The organism is Bartonella sp. W8167 (assembly GCF_016100335.1).
Taxonomy (GTDB): Bacteria; Pseudomonadota; Alphaproteobacteria; order Rhizobiales; family Rhizobiaceae; genus Bartonella; species Bartonella apis.
In genome coordinates this window covers 23,122-41,988 of record NZ_JACFSQ010000003.1, presented here as the reverse complement: position 1 = coordinate 41,988, position 18,867 = coordinate 23,122, and the positions used below count along the sequence as shown (strand labels likewise).

Annotated in this window: 17 protein-coding genes; 6 read left to right on the top strand and 11 right to left on the bottom strand. The window is 46.9% G+C overall.

What is annotated here, in order from left to right:
- Positions 1 to 8 precede the first annotated feature (8 nt).
- The 9 genes from H3V12_RS08865 to H3V12_RS08825 all read right to left on the bottom strand — a co-directional run bounded on the left by H3V12_RS08865 (position 9) and on the right by H3V12_RS08825 (position 10,699).
- Complete coding sequence (locus H3V12_RS08865; RefSeq protein ID WP_198214541.1) at positions 9 to 647, bottom strand: LysE family translocator; 639 nt, start codon at positions 645 to 647, stop codon at positions 9 to 11.
- Positions 648 to 650: 3 nt separating this feature from the next.
- Complete coding sequence (locus tag H3V12_RS08860) at positions 651 to 1,046, bottom strand: MAPEG family protein (protein WP_198214390.1); 396 nt, start codon at positions 1,044 to 1,046, stop codon at positions 651 to 653.
- Positions 1,047 to 1,062: 16 nt separating this feature from the next.
- Positions 1,063 to 2,283 (bottom strand): 2-oxoglutarate dehydrogenase complex dihydrolipoyllysine-residue succinyltransferase, encoded by a 1,221-nt coding sequence (gene odhB, locus H3V12_RS08855; RefSeq protein WP_198214389.1) that lies wholly within the window; start codon positions 2,281 to 2,283, stop codon positions 1,063 to 1,065.
- A gap of 33 nt (positions 2,284 to 2,316) precedes the next feature.
- The gene (locus tag H3V12_RS08850; protein WP_198214388.1) at positions 2,317 to 5,313 is read right to left on the bottom strand and encodes a 2-oxoglutarate dehydrogenase E1 component; all 2,997 of its coding nucleotides are present in this window, start codon (positions 5,311 to 5,313) and stop codon (positions 2,317 to 2,319) included.
- 134 nt (positions 5,314 to 5,447) lie between these two features.
- On the bottom strand, positions 5,448 to 6,350 hold the full coding sequence (gene sucD, locus H3V12_RS08845) for a succinate--CoA ligase subunit alpha (protein ID WP_075869480.1): 903 nt from the start codon (positions 6,348 to 6,350) through the stop codon (positions 5,448 to 5,450).
- 4 nt (positions 6,351 to 6,354) lie between these two features.
- Positions 6,355 to 7,551, bottom strand: a complete 1,197-nt coding sequence (gene sucC, locus H3V12_RS08840) for an ADP-forming succinate--CoA ligase subunit beta (protein WP_198214387.1) — start codon at positions 7,549 to 7,551, stop codon at positions 6,355 to 6,357.
- Between the two features lie 92 nt (positions 7,552 to 7,643).
- Positions 7,644 to 8,606 (bottom strand): malate dehydrogenase, encoded by a 963-nt coding sequence (gene mdh / locus H3V12_RS08835; RefSeq protein WP_075913772.1) that lies wholly within the window; start codon positions 8,604 to 8,606, stop codon positions 7,644 to 7,646.
- Positions 8,607 to 8,943: 337 nt separating this feature from the next.
- Positions 8,944 to 10,086: a cell division protein ZapE gene (zapE, locus tag H3V12_RS08830; RefSeq protein WP_198214386.1), complete on the bottom strand. Its 1,143-nt coding sequence runs from the start codon at positions 10,084 to 10,086 to the stop codon at positions 8,944 to 8,946.
- Between the two features lie 67 nt (positions 10,087 to 10,153).
- The gene (locus H3V12_RS08825) at positions 10,154 to 10,699 is read right to left on the bottom strand and encodes an AprI/Inh family metalloprotease inhibitor (RefSeq protein ID WP_075869484.1); all 546 of its coding nucleotides are present in this window, start codon (positions 10,697 to 10,699) and stop codon (positions 10,154 to 10,156) included.
- A gap of 499 nt (positions 10,700 to 11,198) precedes the next feature.
- Here H3V12_RS08825 and dapF point away from each other — a divergent pair, with 499 nt between their 5' ends.
- The 6 genes from dapF to H3V12_RS08795 are packed head-to-tail and all read left to right on the top strand — an operon-like array spanning position 11,199 to position 16,648.
- Positions 11,199 to 12,050 (top strand): diaminopimelate epimerase, encoded by an 852-nt coding sequence (gene dapF, locus H3V12_RS08820; RefSeq protein WP_198214540.1) that lies wholly within the window; start codon positions 11,199 to 11,201, stop codon positions 12,048 to 12,050.
- Complete coding sequence (mtaB, locus tag H3V12_RS08815) at positions 12,050 to 13,333, top strand: tRNA (N(6)-L-threonylcarbamoyladenosine(37)-C(2))-methylthiotransferase MtaB (RefSeq protein ID WP_198214385.1); 1,284 nt, start codon at positions 12,050 to 12,052, stop codon at positions 13,331 to 13,333. The genes dapF and mtaB overlap by 1 nt, the downstream gene beginning before the upstream one ends.
- 12 nt (positions 13,334 to 13,345) lie before the next feature.
- Positions 13,346 to 14,695, top strand: a complete 1,350-nt coding sequence (gene ftsY, locus H3V12_RS08810) for a signal recognition particle-docking protein FtsY (protein WP_198214384.1) — start codon at positions 13,346 to 13,348, stop codon at positions 14,693 to 14,695.
- A complete protein-coding gene (locus H3V12_RS08805; RefSeq protein ID WP_075869488.1) occupies positions 14,692 to 15,366 on the top strand; it encodes a septation protein A in 675 nt (224 codons plus the stop codon). The genes ftsY and H3V12_RS08805 overlap by 4 nt, the downstream gene beginning before the upstream one ends.
- A 34-nt stretch (positions 15,367 to 15,400) precedes the next feature.
- Complete coding sequence (gene gloB, locus H3V12_RS08800) at positions 15,401 to 16,162, top strand: hydroxyacylglutathione hydrolase (RefSeq protein WP_198214383.1); 762 nt, start codon at positions 15,401 to 15,403, stop codon at positions 16,160 to 16,162.
- Positions 16,163 to 16,648: a hypothetical protein gene (locus tag H3V12_RS08795; protein ID WP_198214382.1), complete on the top strand. Its 486-nt coding sequence runs from the start codon at positions 16,163 to 16,165 to the stop codon at positions 16,646 to 16,648. It begins immediately after the preceding gene.
- A gap of 508 nt (positions 16,649 to 17,156) precedes the next feature.
- On the opposite strand, the gene H3V12_RS08790 is transcribed toward H3V12_RS08795, so the two are convergent.
- Both H3V12_RS08790 and H3V12_RS08785 read right to left on the bottom strand, forming a co-directional pair.
- Positions 17,157 to 18,032: a ParB/RepB/Spo0J family partition protein gene (locus H3V12_RS08790; protein WP_198214381.1), complete on the bottom strand. Its 876-nt coding sequence runs from the start codon at positions 18,030 to 18,032 to the stop codon at positions 17,157 to 17,159.
- Positions 18,033 to 18,067: 35 nt separating this feature from the next.
- Entirely contained in the window at positions 18,068 to 18,862 is a 795-nt protein-coding gene (locus H3V12_RS08785; protein WP_075869492.1) for a ParA family protein, read from the bottom strand.
- Positions 18,863 to 18,867: the final 5 nt, after the last annotated feature.

Below are 18,867 nucleotides of genomic sequence, written 5' to 3'. Positions count from 1 at the left end.
TCTAAAACTTAAGAGGCTTTCTGAAACATAAGCCTGATACTGAATGCGATGAAAACCGCTCCGCAAAGGCGATCAATCCATTTGGCGGCGCGTTGATATAATGACCGGATGGCAGGGGTTGTCATAAAAATGCCAACCATTAGAAACCATCCAATAAGAAGTGCCGACATCGATAAACCATAGCAAAACTTGACTGCCATAAGCGTTACCGGTGCAACGAATGTCGAGAAAATAGAAAGAAAGAAAAACACCGCTTTGGGATTAAGAGCATTGACGGTAAATCCGGCAAAAAATGCTTTTTTCAAACTTTGCCGTGTTTTCCTACTTTTTCCGTTTTCGTTTTTTTCACCCGCAATACCGCGCGAGGTAATGCTTTTAATGCCGATATAGAGAAGATAGAGAACACCGAGCCACTTAACGACATTAAACAGAATAAGAGATTTCGAAATGAGCAATCCAAGTCCCAGAATCGTGTAACTCACGTGAAAGAGCAGAGCCGCGCCAATGCCGAAAGCTGTCGCAAAAGCGGCCTCACGCCCATGAACCAACGATTGGCGCAAAATCAATGCGAAATCGGCTCCCGGCGTTATTGCCGCAATTGCGAATACCGCCATCAATGTTGACCATTCGACAAAATAAGGAGCCATCATCTAACTCCAGAAAGCGGCGACAACCATGATGACCAATCCGAGGATGGAAATTAGCCAGACGATGCTACGGATGTAGGCGATGCCCAAGAGGTAAAGCGGAATATAGATAATCCTTGCTATGACCCATATGGATCCACCTGCCACGGTCAACATAATGTTATTTGGGGCAAAATCACCAAGCAACATCAATGCCAGAAATGCCGGATAAGTTTCACGGAAATTGGCGCTCGCACGCATTGCCCGACCGGCATAAACCGATTTTGGCGCCTCACCGCCATCTCTTGGTCCGGCGTTCCAGCTTCGTCCCAATTCACGTGTTGCGAGAAAAGCCTGCAAAAAAATATGCACCAACAACAATATGACGCTTATGGCCAATAATGCTGCTGGTGCATTCATTTGCGACTATCCTATTTTAAAGATCGATAACGAGACGTTCCGGATCTTCAAGGCATTCTTTAACGCGAACAAGGAATGTAACAGCTTCCTGACCATCAACGATACGGTGATCATAAGAGAGAGCCAGATACATCATCGGACGGGCAACAACTTCGCCATTGACGACGACAGCACGTTCCTTGATGGCATGCATACCCAGAATACCCGATTGAGGAGCATTGAGGATAGGTGTGGACATCAATGAACCATAAACGCCGCCATTGGTGATGGTGAATGTGCCACCCTGCATATCGGCGACAGCGAGCTTGCCATCACGTGCCAAACGACCGAGGCGACCGATTTCTTTTTCGATTCCTGCGATTGAAAGCTGGTCTGCGTCACGGACAACCGGAACAACAAGGCCTTTGGCTGTACCAACAGCAATACCGGCATTGACATAATTTTTGTAAATAATGTCGGTGCCGTCGATTTCGGCATTAACAGCGGGAACTTCTTTCAATGCGTGGCAAACAGCCTTGGTGAAGAAGCCCATGAAGCCGAGTTTGACGCCATGTTTCTTCTCGAACATTTCCTTGTAGCGTTTACGCAAGTCCATAATAGCCGACATGTCCACTTCGTTGAAAGTGGTGAGCATTGCCATGGTGTTTTGTGCGTCTTTCAAACGACGGGCAATGGTCTGACGCAATTTTGTCATGCGGACACGTTCTTCACGTGCAGCATCTTGCGGCTGGGAAGCCACGCGCGGAGCTGCTGCCGGAGCAGCGGCCGAAATGCCTTTTGCAAGTGCATCAAGAACATCGCCTTTAAGGACCTGACCACGCTTGCCCGAACCATCAACCTGACCAGCTGACAAATTGTTTTCAGCCATCAGTTTAGCAGCAGAAGGAGCAGGCTGCATCGAGCCGGAAGCGGCTGCAGGTGCATTTGCTGCCGGTTGTGGTGCAGGAGCGCTCGGTGCCGGTTGGGCAGGCTTTGGCTGCGGAGCAACATTGCCGGCAGCTCCCGCCTCGATCGAGCCGAGAAGCGCGCCAACTTCGACATTGTCACCTTCGTTGGCAACAATTTCTGTCAATTTTCCTGCGACAGGCGAGGGAACCTCGACTGTTACTTTATCAGTTTCAAGTTCAACCAAGGGCTCGTCCATAGCGACAGCATCGCCAACTTTTTTGAACCATTTCCCAATGGTTGCTTCAGTAACGGACTCGCCCAGAGTAGGAACACGGATTTCATTAGCCATAATTTTTTTCCATACGTCAGAGTGATTTGAGAATTAAGCTAACGCGTCTTCAAGGAACGCGGCAAGCTGTTGAAGATGTTGCGACATAAGCCCGGTTGCAGGCGAAGCACTTGCAGGACGACCGGCATAACGGGCACGCGGATATTTCGCGCCAATATGAGCCAGTACCCATTCAAGATAGGGTTCGATAAATGACCAGGCACCCATATTCTTCGGCTCTTCCTGACACCAGACGATTTCCGCCTGCAAGAAGCGGGAAAGAACAGTGATCAAAGCTTTTGCCGGGAACGGGTAAAGCTGTTCAACACGCAACAGATAGACATCATCGATTCCGCGTTTTTCGCGCTCTTCGTAAAGGTCATAATAGACTTTGCCGGAGCAGAGAACGACGCGACGGATCTTGTTGTCTTTCTGCAACTTGATTGCCTGATCCTTGAGCTGTTGGGCGTCATCAAGCAGCAAGCGATGGAAGGTTGTATCGGCTCCCATATCGCTCAGCGAAGAGACGGCGCGTTTGTGACGCAACAAGGATTTCGGTGTCATCAAGATCAAGGGTTTACGGAAATCGCGTTTGATCTGACGGCGCAAAATGTGGAAGTAATTTGCCGGTGTCGTACAATTGGCAACCTGCATATTATCTTCTGCACATAGTTGCAGATAACGTTCAAGGCGGGCTGAAGAGTGTTCAGGTCCCTGACCTTCAAATCCATGCGGCAACAAGCAGACAAGGCCGCTCATACGCAGCCATTTGCGTTCGCCCGAGGAAATGAATTGGTCGAAAAGAACCTGCGCACCATTGGCGAAGTCACCGAATTGGGCTTCCCACAAGTTCAAGCCGAGCGGTTGTGCCAACGAATATCCATATTCAAATCCCAATACACCTTCTTCCGAAAGCATCGAGTTGACAGGCTCATAAATGGCCTGACCCTTTTTAAGATTATTCAACGGGATATAGCGGTTTTCGTTTTCCTGATCATAAAGAACAGAATGACGCTGGCTGAATGTACCACGTTCGACATCTTCACCGGAAAGACGAACCGGTGCACCTTCGATAACAAGTGAACCGAAAGCCAAAGCTTCACCGGTTGCCCAATCGATTCCTTCGCCTGTTGCAAACATTTTTGCACGGTTATCAAGGAAGCGCTTAATGGTCTTGTGAACATGGAAATCGGCCGGAATGTCAACCAGACGTTCACCAATTTCTTTCAGTGTCTTGATCGGCACGCCGGTTGCGCCACGACGTTGATCGTCGGCATTGTCGGCGGCTTTCAAGCCTGTCCATGTCCCGTCAAGCCAATCGGCTTTGTTGGGCTTATAGGAAGTGGCGGCTTCAAACTCTTTTTCAAGCTTGTCGTGCCACTCGCGCTTTTGCTGGTCGAGTTCTTCAGCCTTGATAAGGCCTTCTTTTTCCAGCTTCTCGCCATAAAGTTCCAAAGTGGTTTTATGACCACGAATGGCTTTATACATCAATGGCTGCGTGAAGGACGGTTCATCACCTTCATTGTGACCAAACCGGCGATAGCAGAACATGTCGATAACAACCGGCTTATGGAAAATCATGCGGAATTCTGTTGCAACTTTGGCAACATAAACAACCGCTTCCGGATCATCGCCATTGACGTGGAAAATCGGTGCGTCGATCATCTTGGCAATATCTGATGGATAAGGCGTTGAACGACCGAAACGCGGATTGGTTGTAAAACCGATCTGGTTGTTGATGATGAAGTGGATAGAGCCGGCAACACGGAAACCTTTCAGTCCCGAAAGACCCAATGTTTCCTGAATAACACCTTGCCCTGCAAAAGCTGCATCACCGTGGATAAGAACCGGCATAACTTTTGCCCGCTCACTGAGCGGAACCAGATCACTGCGGCTCGGACCGGCAAGCAAATCCTGTTTTGCACGGGTTTTACCGATAACAACCGGGTCAACAATTTCGAGGTGGGACGGGTTGGCAAGAAGTGACAAATGCACCTTGTTGCCATCGAACTCGCGATCGGAAGATGTACCCAGATGGTATTTCACATCGCCCGAACCTTCAACATCATCAGGCTTATAAGAACCACCCTTGAATTCATGGAAGATTGCGCGATGAGGCTTGGAGAGCACCTGCGAAAGAACGTTAAGACGTCCGCGGTGAGCCATGCCGAAAACGATTTCTTCCACACCCAGAGCACCACCGCGCTTGATGATCTGTTCAAGAGCCGGAATAAGCGATTCACCGCCATCAAGGCCGAAACGCTTTGTGCCCTTATATTTTGTATCAAGAAACTTTTCGAAACCTTCGGCTTCTACGAGCTTATGAACAATAGCCTTTTTACCTTCAGGCGTGAACGATACCCAATTGTTCGGGCCTTCGATTCGTTCCTGAATCCAGCTTTTTTCTGCCGGATCGGAAATATGCATGAATTCGACACCGATTGTATTGCAATAGGTGTTTTTCAATATTTCCAACATTTGCGGGATTGTTGCATATTCAAGCCCGAGAACATTGTCGATAAATATTTTACGGTCATAATCGGCCGTTGTGAAACCATAGGTTTCAGGCGACAATTCGTTATAATCTTCCGGTGCTTCACGCAATTGTAACGGATCAAGTTTTGCATGAAGATGGCCGCGTATACGATAGGCGCGGATCATCATAATTGCGCGCACTGAATCGCGGGTGGCCTGAATGATATCGGCATTGCTTACAGCCGAACCGCCTTTTTTGGCTGCTTCTGCTGCTTTGCCTTTGAGCTTGTCGCCCATATGTTTTTCAACAGCGGACCAATCACCGTCCAGAGCTGATACCAGCTCGCCTACCGGCTTTACCGGCCAATTGTCACGCTGCCAGGATGCGCCTTCAGCATTTTTCAGCACATCTTCTTTATTGTCTTTTAAATTATCGAAAAATTCACGCCATTGCGGATCAACGCCGGCGGGGTTTTTCTCATACTCGGCATAAAGCTGATCTATATAATCAGCATTGCCACCATATAAAAACGAAGTTTGTTCAAAAAGATCGTTTGTCTGGTCCTGCCTTGCCATATATTCTGCCGGAACACCTGTTCCGTCTCCTTAATATCCGCGGGAACACCCTACGAATTGGTGTTGAAGAAGCATTCGCTTCTGTTAAAAAAATCAAGCCACCCGAACCAGTCGCCCGAGTGGCTTTTTTGTAATTATCCTTTAAGAACCTCAACGAGCGTCTTGCCGATTTGCGCAGGTGACGGTGAAACCCGAATACCGGCTGCTTCCATAGCAGCGATCTTGTCTTCGGCTCCTCCTTTGCCACCGGAAATCACAGCACCGGCATGCCCCATTGTGCGGCCCTTGGGCGCTGTACGACCGGCAATAAAACCGACAACCGGTTTTTTGCGCCCTTTCTTGGCTTCATCAATCAGGAATTGAGAAGCGTCTTCCTCGGCAGAACCGCCAATTTCACCGATCATAACGATCGACTTGGTTTCATCATCTGCAAGGAACATCTCGAGTACGTCAATAAATTCGGTACCCTTGACCGGATCGCCACCAATGCCGACGGCTGTTGTTTGGCCCAAACCTTCGACTGTTGTCTGATAAACAGCTTCATAGGTCAAAGTGCCCGAGCGCGACACAACACCGACCGAACCTTTCTTGAAAATCGATCCCGGCATAATGCCGATTTTGCATTCATCGGGTGTAAGAACACCGGGGCAGTTCGGGCCGATAAGGCGCGACTTCGATTTTCTCAATTTTGCCTTGACCTTGACCATATCGAGAACCGGAATACCTTCCGTGATACAAACAATAAGGCCAATTTCGGCATCAATAGCTTCCATGATTGCAGCCGCAGCACCTGCCGGGGGAACATAGATAACCGATGCATCGGCTCCGGTTTTGTCCTTGCCTTCGGCAACAGTTGCAAAAATAGGCAATTCTTCACCATTGGCACCATGCCAGGTTTCGCCGCCCTTTTTCGGGTTAACGCCACCAACCATTTTGGTTCCATGATAGGCAAGCGCCTGTTCGGTATGGAAGGTACCGGTTTTGCCGGTCAAACCCTGTACGAGAACTTTGGTATCCTTGTTGATAAGAATCGACATGACTTCAAGCTCCCTTCACGGCTGCGACAATTTTCTTGGCGGCATCGTCAAGATCATCCGCCGAGATTACATTCAGACCACTTTCATTGATAAGAGCTTTGCCCTTATCAACATTCGTGCCTTCAAGACGAATGACCAGAGGCACTTTCAAACCGACTTCCTTGACCGCAGCCAGAACACCTTCGGCAATAACATCACAACGCATGATGCCACCGAAAATATTTACCAATATGCCCTGTACATGGGGATCGGCTGTAATAATCTTGAAAGCGGCAGTCACGCGCTCTTTGGAAGCACCACCACCAACATCAAGAAAGTTTGCCGGCTCGCCACCATAAAGCTTGATGATATCCATCGTTGCCATGGCAAGGCCTGCGCCATTGACCATGCAACCGATATTGCCATCAAGAGCAATATAGGCAAGATCGTGTTTGGAAGCTTCGATTTCCTTCGGGTCTTCCTCTGAAGTATCCCGCAACTCGACAATGTCGGGGTGGCGGAAAAGTGCATTATTGTCGAACGATACCTTCGAGTCCAACAACCGCAAATGACCGTTTTTCATGACGATCAACGGGTTGATTTCAAGAAGGCTCATGTCTTTTTCGACAAAAGCTTTGTAAAGAATCGGGAAAAGTTTCAATCCGTCTTCACGAGCAACACCATCAAGCTTCAGAGCATCGCAAAGTTTTGCGCTGTCTTCAGCGGTAACGCCCTTATCCGGATCAATCGGAAGGGTGAGAATTTTTTCAGGTGTATCATGTGCAACGGTTTCAATATCCATACCGCCTTCTGTCGAAACGACAAAAGCAACCTCTCCGAGCGTACGGTCAACGAGAAGTGACAGATAAAGTTCGCGTTCGATATCAGCACCATCTTCAATATAAAGACGATTTACCTGTTTTCCGGCCGGTCCTGTCTGCTTGGTGACGAGTGTTTTGCCAAGCATTTCTTTGACATTGGCAACAACTTCTTCAACCGATTTTGCAAGACGGACGCCACCTTTAGCATCGGGACCAAGTTCTTTAAACTTACCCTTGCCGCGCCCACCAGCGTGAATCTGGCTTTTAACGACATAAAGAGGTCCGGGCAATTTTTTTGCCCATTCCTCTGCCTGCTCTACAGAATAGACAGCAACACCGTTTGCTATCGGTGCGCCATATTCATGAAGCAGACGCTTGGCCTGATATTCATGGATATTCATTCATTTTTCCTTTTCTATTGTGGGCCGAAAGTCCGGTCCCGGAAAATCGGTATATCCGACTTATGTGAATGAAAAAGTGGGGTGACCCCCACTTATTTCAAGTTTGGTGCAAGTTTTACGCAGGCTTCACAAAGGCCATGAACAGCATGAACAGATTTATCGAAAGCTTCCTTTTCTTTCTTATCAAGTTCAATTTCGATAACGCGTTCGACACCGCCAGCACCCAAAACAACAGGAACGCCAACATATGTGTCTTTAACGCCGTACTGGCCGGAAAGATGCGCAGCAACCGGTACAACACGCTTTTTATCTTTCAGATAAGCTTCTGCCATCGAAATAGCCGAAGCTGCCGGAGCATAATATGCCGAACCGGTTTTCAACAAACCAACGATTTCTGCACCACCATCGCGGGTACGCTGAATAATTTTTTCGAGCTTTGCTTCGGTTGTCCAACCCATTTTGACAAGATCCGGCAAAGGAATGCCGGCAACTGTCGAATAACGGGCAAGCGGCACCATCGAATCACCATGACCGCCAAGAACGAAGGCTGTCACATCGTCAACCGAAACTTTGAATTCTTCTGCCAAAAAATAGCGGAAACGTGCGGAGTCGAGAACTCCTGCCATGCCGACAACCTTGTTTGCCGGAAGGCCTGAAAATTTTTGCAGTGCCCAAACCATCGCATCGAGCGGATTGGTGATGCAGATAACAAATGCATCAGGGGCATATTTCTTAATTCCGGCACCGACCTGTTCCATAACTTTGAGGTTGATACCAAGAAGATCGTCACGGCTCATTCCGGGCTTACGGGGAACACCTGCTGTAACGATAATGACGTTTGCGCCCTCGATTGCTGCATAGTCATTGGCGCCTGTATATTTTGCGTCGAAACCTTCAACTGGCGAAGATTCGGCAATATCAAGACCTTTACCCTGCGGCACACCCTCTGCAATATCGAACAAGACAACATCGCCAAGTTCTTTCAATCCAATCAAGTGTGCCAATGTGCCCCCGATCATTCCTGAACCGATGAGTGCTATTTTATTGCGTGCCATTCTGGTTTCTTCCCTAAAAATAGTGTCGGAATATAAAGCGGAATTTGCTCCTCGCCGACATGATCCAAACGCCCCTCAATTTTATTGCAGCTTGATAAGCCAAATAAAAAATCGGGTTTGTTAATACTCCCGTATAGATTTTAGCTGCGACGAACCGCAGTCATGAGATCTACACCTTTATCGTCGATAGGCTGAATCGTAGAAAATTACAATAGAATTATCTAAAGCTAATAAATTCAATCGGTTATATTGAATTCACGTTACGTAAACGTCAATTTTTCTTCACTTTTATGCGTCAAATTGACACAATTTATGCGTGTTTACTGGTTTTTAGGCTTTATTTGACCTGTTTTTCATTCCAATTGGCCAAATATTCCTCACTTTGCATTTCAAAAAGACGTGATGAAGTCCGTTCGAACTCGAATGTCTCTGTGGTTTGGTTTGTTCCCTGATAGAGTTTATCGGGAGTTGTGGCAGCCGAAATAAACAGCCGGATGTGGCGATCGTAAAGCGTATCAATCAGCAGAATGAAGCGTTTTGTCTCGTTTCGGTGTTCATCATCCATAATCGGCACATTATCAATGAAAAATGTATGATAACGGTCCGACAAGGCGAGATAATCGGCAGCAGCCAGCGGAATGGAGCAAAGATCGATATAGTCGAAACGGGCCGCATTATTTACTGCACGTGGCACTTGAACGGGATGTCCGCGAACTTCGACAACATCCGGCTTTGCGGTGTTTCCTTGTTCAACGAGTGCCCATGCAGCATCCATCTTTTCCTGCGCAATATGGCCTAGAGGAGTGATATAGACAGGCTTGCGATCGGCTTTTTCCAGCCGGTAATCGGTATCTGCATCAAGGTTAAAAACCTCGACATTATCTTCGAGAATCTTGATAAAAGGCAAGAATAACTGCCTATTGAGCCCGTTTTTATAAAGATTATCAGGCGCAACATTCGACGTTGCAATCAGTGTTACACCTTCTTTGAAAAGAGCGGTAAAAAGTCTTGAAAGAACCATTGCATCGGCAATGTCGGTCACAGTAAACTCGTCAAAACAAAGAACTTTAGCTTCTTTGGCAAGACTTGCCGCAACGGGAGGAATGGGATCGTTCTGTTTGGTTTCGCCACGCGTCAATGCCTGCCGATGACGATTTATACGATCATGCACATCGGCCATAAAATCATTGAAATGGGCGCGCCTTTTGTCACCATCGGGCAGACAGGAAAAAAACAAATCCATAAGCATGGTTTTGCCACGGCCAACTTCACCATAAACATATAGGCCACGCACACCGGTTCGGTTATCCCTGTGTTTGCCGAAAAGCCAGCCGAGTGGAGAGCTTTTCTGCGACATACGCTTAACAGCAAGCTCGTCAAGAAGCCAGTCGAAATGCGAGATCAGGGTAATTTGCGCTTCATCACGGTCGATTTCACCGTTTTCAACCAAAGCATCATAGCGCTCACGCATTGCTCCCATCGACAAGCCCCTTCTTGTGCTGAAGAAAATAAAAGAGGCCTGATGACTGCGACCTCTCCCAATTTTATTAGCGGCTTAAAATAACCGCCTGACCGTTCACTGTATTGCCTTCGAACCGGCTAGGACCGGCAGAATAAAGCGTAGCGACAGCACTTCCGGCGCCGTCATAGAAATTCAGCTGTTTGCCACTCACTGCCCATGACGCAACTTTCGAGAAGGCTTCCGGACAATGCAACGGTCCCGCGCGATAGCCTTGGCCATATTTTGTCTGCGGTGTTGCAATCTGACAATTCAGCCCGCCAACCGAAGCTTTCCAGACACCGGCAATCGCTCCGGGAGTCAAATCCGAAGCGTTTGCAGGCGGCTGAAGACTGGCTACCTCGGTCTGTTGTTGCTGTGGGGCACTGCTACTCACGCTATTATTGGGTGCTGCCGGAAAATTATCCGGCGGCGGCAACTCGGATTGGCTGACACCACCCGAACTTGGCGGCCCCGGCATAACCACCTGCGGCGGTTCGCCACCACCATTGTTGCCGAATCGTGAATTCGCACAACCGGCAAGCATTGTTGCCATAACTGTCAATACCAGAAGTGAATTCCTCGAGACTGTCATATTCCTACTTTCCTCATCGCATGATTGCGCAGTGATACCGTACAGACGAAAGGCACGATGGTTAAATTTTACTTAAAGACTATACATAGCAAAAAAGTGTGAGAAAAAAAGAAAAACATCTGCTCTTCTTCATGATTCACGAACAAAAAAGGGGACCGGATGCAGCTTCGATTTCTCGAGTAAAAACTTTTGCCCATAAAATTATTGTTTAACATATTGTTTTTAAATGTTATTTTTAAACACAAACATTACCGGAATTTATTTACCTTAAATAGAGAATTTTAGAAATGGCGCTAAATTAAATCGGAAATCCGTTCGTAAACGCTGAAAATGGCGATCATTTTCAAAATTCTCCAATATTTTGATCAATAGTCGGATTTTCATCAATCTCCGGTTTTTATTAGTCGCTGAACTATTCCGATTATTGATCGTGCTTGCGCTGGAATTTTTTTGGATTTTCAGCCATATTATCGTAATAAACATCAGGTAGATGGCAAATATGATCCCTTTTGAAAAAATGAATGGTCTCGGCAATGAAATAATTGTTGCCGATATGCGCGAGACCAAAACAGACATAACACCAAAAGCTGCTATCGCTCTTTCTAAAAAACGCGATACGGCTTTCGACCAGATAATGGCGGTTCATAAGCCAATTAAATCCGGTAGTGATTACCACATTGTCATATGGAACTCGGATGGATCCAAAGCTCAAGCCTGTGGAAACGGTACACGTTGCGTTGTTGAATGGCTCTATAAGCAAAATCTGGGCGACAATTTCAAACTGGATACGGTTGCCGGTATTGTCAGGGCAAAGCGCCGTGAAAACGGTTTGGTATCGGTCGATATGGGAATTCCGCATCTTGAATGGCAGGAAATACCGGTGTCACATCCCATTGCCGACACAAACCACGCCGATATCGATATCGGTCGCGGGCTACTTCATGATGCCTCGCTGGTTTCCATGGGAAACCCCCATGCAATATTTTTCGTTGGCGACGATATCGAGAAAATAGCCCTTGATAAATATGGTCCCGAACTTGAACATGACCCGTTTTTCCCCGAACGTTGCAATATTTCGATTGCGCACGTCACATCGCCCACTTCTTTGACTTTGCGGACATGGGAAAGGGGGGCAGGCCTTACACGCGCTTGTGGCACCGCTTCCTGTGCCGCAACTGTTGCCGCATCAAGACGTGGACTCACAAAACGGCATGTGACTGTAACTCTACCAGGTGGGAAACTCGACATTTTATGGGATAAAGACAACCATATCATCATGACGGGACCGACGGAATTCGAGTTTAGCGGAAAGTTCGATCCGGTTTCGGGCGAATATCAAAGGATTTCATAATGGCAACTGAAATTGTCACCTTTGGCTGTCGACTTAATGCATTTGAATCTGAGGTCATGCGCAAAGAAAGTGCTGAAGCCGGTCTTGATAAGTTGGAAAACGGCGCTTTTATCTTCAATACATGCGCTGTCACGGCCGAAGCCGTTCGTCAGGCAAAACAGGCAATTCGCAAAGCAAGGCGCGAAAACCCGCTTGCACGTATCATTGTAACAGGCTGTGCCGCCCAAACTATGGGCCAGAATTTTGCCGATATGGACGAAGTTGATCTGGTTTTGGGGAATGAAGAAAAACTGCATGCCCATTCCTATCGTCAGCTTCCGGATTTCGGTGTCAACAATTACGAAAAACTCAAAGTCAACGACATCATGGACGTGAAAGAAAATGCGCCCCATATGGTTGACTCGATAGAAGGGCATTCGCGGGCTTTCGTGCAAGTGCAAAACGGTTGCGACCATCGCTGCACATTTTGCATTATTCCCTATGGAAGAGGGCCGTCACGCTCCGTTCCAATGGGTGCAGTCGTCGAACAGATAAAACGCCTTAACGGAAACGGCTATCAGGAAGTTGTCCTCACCGGCGTTGATCTTACAAGCTATGGACCTGATCTTCCCGGAAAGGCAACTCTCGGCAAACTTGTTCATTCAATTTTGAAAAACGTTCCCGATCTTGCGCGTTTGCGCCTCTCTTCAATAGATTCGGTAGAAGTCGATGACGAATTGATGGAATTACTGGCTTATGAACCCCGGTTAATGCCGCATTTGCACCTTTCACTTCAGGCTGGTGACAACATGATTTTGAAACGCATGAAACGGCGCCATTTACGCGACCAATCAATCCGGTTTTGCAATGATTTACGCGACAAACGTCCCGAAATGGTTTATGGCGCCGATCTTATTGCCGGTTTTCCGACAGAAACCGATGCGATGTTCGAAAACACATTGGCGCTCGTTGATGATTGTAAACTGACACATCTTCATGTCTTTCCCTATAGCCCGCGGGAAGGCACACCGGCTGCCCGTATGCCACAGGTTGATCGGCATATTGTCAAACTGAGAGCAGAAAAACTGAGGCAAAAGGGGCAAAAAGCCTATAACGACCATCTCGAGCATTTACAAAACACCGAACACATGATTCTTGTCGAACATGATGGAATCGGCCGCACGGAGGATTTCACACTGACCAAAATCGACGGTGCAATTGCCGGAACCATCGTTAAAGGCCACATTGTCGGCCAGGATGGCGACAAACTTATTGCCAAGCTCGACGAACGTAACGCTGCCTGACCGGGGATTTTTATGGCTAAAGGTTTATTTAAAAAAGTTTTTTCTTTTGGCTCGAACCCGAAAACGGATTCAGACAATGATGTGACAAAAGAAGCGGCAACGCCCGCTTTATCACCCTTTGAAGCCTATAAGGCAGCTCAGGCAAAAAAACAGAGCGAAGCCACCAACACTGAAAACAACGAACCGGTCAAAGCGAAAAAAGAGCGGCCAGACACTTCATCGGAAAATTTAGAACCCGCTTTAGCCGAAAAGAAAAAGGCGGAAAGGCAACCTTCAAAAAAACCACAAGTTCCCGAAGCGGAATTTGTCGGTTCACAAACGATAGAGACAACAGAGGCCGAAACAAACCTTCCGGCTCATAAAACCGTAACAATTACCGACAAGGTAACAAACAATAAAAACAAGGTCGTCAAGCCGGATTTACCCCTCCATGAACCCAAAAAAATGTCATGGTTTGAACGGTTGAAATCGGGCTTGGCCCGTTCTTCCCGCCAACTTGGTGATTCCATCAGTTCCATTTTTACCAAGCGCAAACTTGACGAAGCGACATTGCAAGATCTGGAAGATGTACTCATTCAAGCCGATCTTGGTCTTGAAACCGCTCTCCGTATCACCGATACCCTTGCATCAAGCCGCTATGGCAAAGATATATCAACCGACGAAGTACGCACGATCATGAGTGACGAGATCAAAAAAGTACTTGAGCCGGTTGCCCGCCCGCTTGAACTTGACTTGAGCCATAAGCCGCATGTCATATTGGTTGTCGGTGTGAATGGAACCGGAAAAACCACAACAATCGGAAAATTGGCAGCCAAGCTAACCGCCGGCGGATTAAAGGTGATGTTGGCGGCTGGTGATACTTTTCGTGCGGCTGCTATCGAACAACTCCATATCTGGGGAGACAGGGTCAATGCACCGGTTGTTTCGACCAAACTCGGTGCCGATGCGGCAAGCCTTGCCTATGACGCTTATGAAAAAGCCAAAGCTGCCGGAAGTGATGTTCTTATCATTGACACGGCAGGACGTTTGCAGAATAAAACCGAACTTATGGACGAGCTTGCCAAAATTGTGCGTGTTTTAAGCAAGCATGATCCGGATGCCCCACACACTGTTTTGCAAACACTTGATGCCACAACCGGCCAGAATGCGCTAAACCAGGTGGAAATATTCCGCAACATTGCCGGTGTGAACGGCCTTGTCATGACAAAACTTGATGGAACAGCGCGCGGCGGCATCCTTGTTGCCATTGCGGCAAAATACAAGTTACCGGTATATTTTATCGGGGTAGGAGAGGGTATTGATGACCTCGAGCCCTTCGCAGCTTCGGACTTTGCCGAAGCAATAGCAGGAAAACACGAATGACCAATTCACTTTTTGAACCCGATCCGGAAGATACCAAAGCGGTAAAAGAGCTCCATATGTCACCGGCGCTCAAACTCATTCTGGAAATGGGACCACTGGTGGTGTTTTTCTTTGCAAATTACAAGGGCGAATGGCTTATCAAACATGTCGGCCTGTTTCAGGGATTTGAAAAACCGATTTTTCCTGCCACGGCGATTTTCATGGTTGCCATTGTTATTGCACTCGTTGCCTCATGGATTATTGCACGAAAACTCCCAATCATGCCGCTTATTTCCGGTGTCTTTGTGTTGATTTTCGGGGCTTTAACGCTTTGGCTTCATAATGATACATTCATCAAGATGAAGCCGACAATTATCAACACACTCTTCGGCCTTATCCTGTTTGGCGGTCTGGCTTTCAATAAATCGCTTCTCGGCTATGTGCTTGATTCTGCCTTTCAACTTGATGATGAGGGATGGAAAATTCTAACCCGTCGCTGGGCTTGGTTTTTTATTTTTCTTGCCGTGTTGAACGAATTGGTTTGGCGCAATTTCAGCAATGATTTCTGGACGACATTCAAGGTCTTCGGTGTCATGCCGATCACCATTATCTTTATGATTGCGCAAATGCCGATTGTTATGAAACATGCAACCTCGCCGATAGGTGTGAAACAGACAAAGCTTGACGAATAAGTCGAGAATTTCAAAAATCGATGGGATTGAAACAATGGAAATTACACAGTTCATTTGCCGCAGTGATAATTTCGGAGTGCTGCTTCATGACGAGGCAAGCGGGCTAACTGCAGCTATTGATGCGCCGGACGCAAAGGCAATCCGTGAAAAGCTTGACCAAAAAGGTTATAAGCTTGATGTTCTTTTCATAACCCATCATCATATGGACCACATCGAGGGAATTGCGGCACTTAAAGCCGTTTATGGCACGAAAATCATCGGGCCGGAACGTGAAGCCGACAAAATTAGTGGACTTGATGAAGGGGTCAATGAACAATCAGGCTGTAAATTCGCAAAATTCGATGTGAAAGTGCTTGAAACCCCCGGTCATACGCTTGGCTCCGTTTGCTATTATTTTCCTGAAGACAAACTGGTTTTCACCGGTGATACGTTATTTTATCTGGGCTGCGGGAGACTGTTTGAAGGAACAGCCGAGATGATGTTTTCTTCGCTCGAAAAGCTAAAAGCTCTTCCTGACGATACCAAGCTTTATTGCGGCCATGAATACACCAAAGAAAATGCGCGGTTCGCACGCTCGGTCGATCCGGATAATGTCGCGCTTATCAATCGGGCTGCTGCTGTTGACAGGCTTATCGCAGTTGGAGAAACCTCACTCCCGAGTTCGATCAAAAGCGAGAAAGCGTCAAATCCATTTTTGCGCTGCAATAACCCCGATATACGCCGCACATTGAAGATGGAAAATGCTTCGGATGTCGCTGTTTTTGCCGAATTAAGAAAACGCAAGGATCACTTCTGAATGTTTATCAAGCAATTTGTCATTGCCCTTTGTTTGATTGTCTTTCCGGTTGCCGCTTTTGGCGAAGATGCTCCAAAGCAGGATGACAAGCAAAACGAATTCTATCTCTCTCCGACGGGTAATCCGAAGATTATAGCGGAATATCCTTTGAATGAAGCTTTTCTGGTAAAGATGGAAAATGTCCAGAAGGAAATGTCGGAGTCCACAATCAGGCTTTCGGAATCCGAAACCGGTAATGATGGTAGTATTGACGGGCTCATTAAAACTATTTCAAAAGATGAGCGCGTCATGAACATTTTGAAAAAAAACGCGCTCGAACCGAAGGATTACGTTGTCGGTTATCTGGCATTACAAGCAAGCCTTGCTGCTGCATCCTCGCTTGAAGATCAGGATGCAATATTTGACGATAGCACAACAGTATCAAAAGAAAATCTCGAATTCGGAAAACAATTCGCCGATCGTATTCGTAAGGTTCTCGAACAATAGAATTTATTGCCTACCGTTAACTCAGATAAACTCGATAGCAGAGGTTGGTGCAACACCTCACTACGCTTTTTCGCCGCGCAGTTAGTCAAAGCTTTTATACTTAAAGAAAAATCTTTTTATTAAGAAATAACATAAGATTGTTATAATTTATGACAACGTGATTTTTAACAATACTTTAAAAAATATAAATATTTACATTCTGTAGATGTGTTTTTATATAATATGATGCGAGATAGTTATACGATTTTACTTAAATATTTTTCGATTTGCGTTCTATGTTATCGCCACTTCATTATTTTACTAAAATCCGGATAAACAGCGTGTCATTTTTATAAGCAAACTTACAAAGAGTTTTCACACCGGTAAGACCGGTTTTGCCGGGTCTCTGAAAAGGAAAAGACATCGCAAAACACGAAAATAGATGCGGCTACTCTCTTTTTGAAAGCCGGATAACGTCGAGGATCGTGTCTCCCGATCAATCGGGGTGCGAGATTGACGGCAAGCGCTTCTAGTTCTGTAAACGCCTGCAAATATCGTCGAGCTGTTCCAGCGAAGAATAATGAATTTTAACATCCCCGCCTTTTTTGCCGTGTTTGATGGCAACTTTCATGCCTATGACATCGGCAAGTAGTTTTTCCAGCGACTTGGTATCGGCATCCTTTTCGGTCGGTGTGCGTTTTTTTGTTTTTCCATTTGATTGCCCGTTTGCCAAAGCTTCAGCCTGACGAACGGATAGGCCGTCACGGATAATTTTTTCTGCTAGAGCCAGAGGGTCGTCGACTGTTATCAGACAGCGGGCGTGGCCGGCCGACAATTGTCCATCATTGATGAATTGTTGCACTTTGGCCGGAAGTTTCAATAATCTCAATGTGTTAGCAACATGGCTGCGACTCTTGCCAATTACCTGTGCAAGATCGGCTTGGGTATAATCATGTTCATCGATCAGTTGCTGATAGCCCATGCCTTCTTCCAGTGGATTAAGATCGGTTCTTTGAACATTTTCAATAATGGCAAGTTCCAAAGCCGTGCGGTCATCGACGTCACGAATAATAACCGGTATTTCATTGAGGTTTGCCCGCTGGGCAGCACGCCAGCGACGTTCACCGGCGATCAATTCAAACCGATTCGGGTGGTCGGGTGAGGGACGTACGACAACCGGCTGAACCACGCCATGTTCACGGATGGATTGGGCAAGGTCATCAAGCTCGGTCTCGGTAAAGTGGCGCCGCGGATTTTGCGGATTACGGGAAATAAATTCGATTGGAACCTGACGTTCCGACGATGTCTTCCGGGTAGTGACAGGTTTATCAATACCAAGATCAACATCGCCGATAAGAGCCGCGAGCCCACGTCCAAGCCGTTTTTTCGATTGATCGTCACTCATATTTATTTCCTTGATTATTCAATAGGTTAAAAAATTCAAGCGGCGCGCAACTGGCGTTCGCGTTGAATGACTTCGGAAGCAAGTTGCAAATAGGCCTGACTGCCTGCACATTTCAGATCATAAAGCAAAGCCGGTTTACCGAAGGAGGGCGCCTCCGACACACGAACATTGCGCGGTATAACAGTTTGATAGACTTTGTCCCCCATAAAGGACCGTACATCCTCCACAACCTGATTGGAAAGATTATTGCGGCCATCATACATGGTAAGCACAATACCCTGTATTTCCAGTGCAGGATTAAGTGAGCCACGAACCTGTTTTACCGTTTCCAACAATTGGCTCAAGCCTTCAAGTGCCAAAAATTCGCATTGTAGAGGCACAAGAACGGAATCGGCTGCGCCCATTGCATTAAGTGTCAAAAGATTGAGGGAAGGGGGACAATCAATCAGAATATATGAAAATTTCTCGGTCACCATAGGGTTTTTTCGCAAGGCCTTTTGTAACCGCTGAATACGGTCATTTGCCGGTGCAATTTCCATCTCGATTCCGAGAAGATCGAGTGTCGAAGGCACAACATAAAGGTTTGGCACTTCTGTTTCTAATGCGGCGTCATTGACCGATGCACCCGAAACGATAACATCATAAGACGATAGCGGGCGTTTGTTACGATCTATTCCCAGTCCGGTGCTGGCGTTACCCTGCGGGTCAATATCCATCACCAATACGGTTTCGCCAATTGCCGCAAGCGCAGTAGCAAGATTGATAGCTGTTGTTGTTTTGCCAACCCCGCCTTTCTGATTTGCAATGGCGATAATACGTGTGTCGCTCATTTCTC

Coding starts and splice junctions, on each gene's coding strand:
- H3V12_RS08865 (WP_198214541.1), bottom strand. CDS start 647: ATGGCTCCTTATTTTGTCGAATGGTCAACATTGATGGCGGTATTCGCA.
- H3V12_RS08860 (WP_198214390.1), bottom strand. CDS start 1,046: ATGAATGCACCAGCAGCATTATTGGCCATAAGCGTCATATTGTTGTTG.
- odhB (WP_198214389.1), bottom strand. CDS start 2,283: ATGGCTAATGAAATCCGTGTTCCTACTCTGGGCGAGTCCGTTACTGAA.
- H3V12_RS08850 (WP_198214388.1), bottom strand. CDS start 5,313: ATGGCAAGGCAGGACCAGACAAACGATCTTTTTGAACAAACTTCGTTT.
- sucD (WP_075869480.1), bottom strand. CDS start 6,350: ATGTCGATTCTTATCAACAAGGATACCAAAGTTCTCGTACAGGGTTTG.
- sucC (WP_198214387.1), bottom strand. CDS start 7,551: ATGAATATCCATGAATATCAGGCCAAGCGTCTGCTTCATGAATATGGC.
- mdh (WP_075913772.1), bottom strand. CDS start 8,606: ATGGCACGCAATAAAATAGCACTCATCGGTTCAGGAATGATCGGGGGC.
- zapE (WP_198214386.1), bottom strand. CDS start 10,086: ATGGGAGCAATGCGTGAGCGCTATGATGCTTTGGTTGAAAACGGTGAA.
- H3V12_RS08825 (WP_075869484.1), bottom strand. CDS start 10,699: ATGACAGTCTCGAGGAATTCACTTCTGGTATTGACAGTTATGGCAACA.
- dapF (WP_198214540.1), top strand. CDS start 11,199: ATGATCCCTTTTGAAAAAATGAATGGTCTCGGCAATGAAATAATTGTT.
- mtaB (WP_198214385.1), top strand. CDS start 12,050: ATGGCAACTGAAATTGTCACCTTTGGCTGTCGACTTAATGCATTTGAA.
- ftsY (WP_198214384.1), top strand. CDS start 13,346: ATGGCTAAAGGTTTATTTAAAAAAGTTTTTTCTTTTGGCTCGAACCCG.
- H3V12_RS08805 (WP_075869488.1), top strand. CDS start 14,692: ATGACCAATTCACTTTTTGAACCCGATCCGGAAGATACCAAAGCGGTA.
- gloB (WP_198214383.1), top strand. CDS start 15,401: ATGGAAATTACACAGTTCATTTGCCGCAGTGATAATTTCGGAGTGCTG.
- H3V12_RS08795 (WP_198214382.1), top strand. CDS start 16,163: ATGTTTATCAAGCAATTTGTCATTGCCCTTTGTTTGATTGTCTTTCCG.
- H3V12_RS08790 (WP_198214381.1), bottom strand. CDS start 18,032: ATGAGTGACGATCAATCGAAAAAACGGCTTGGACGTGGGCTCGCGGCT.
- H3V12_RS08785 (WP_075869492.1), bottom strand. CDS start 18,862: ATGAGCGACACACGTATTATCGCCATTGCAAATCAGAAAGGCGGGGTT.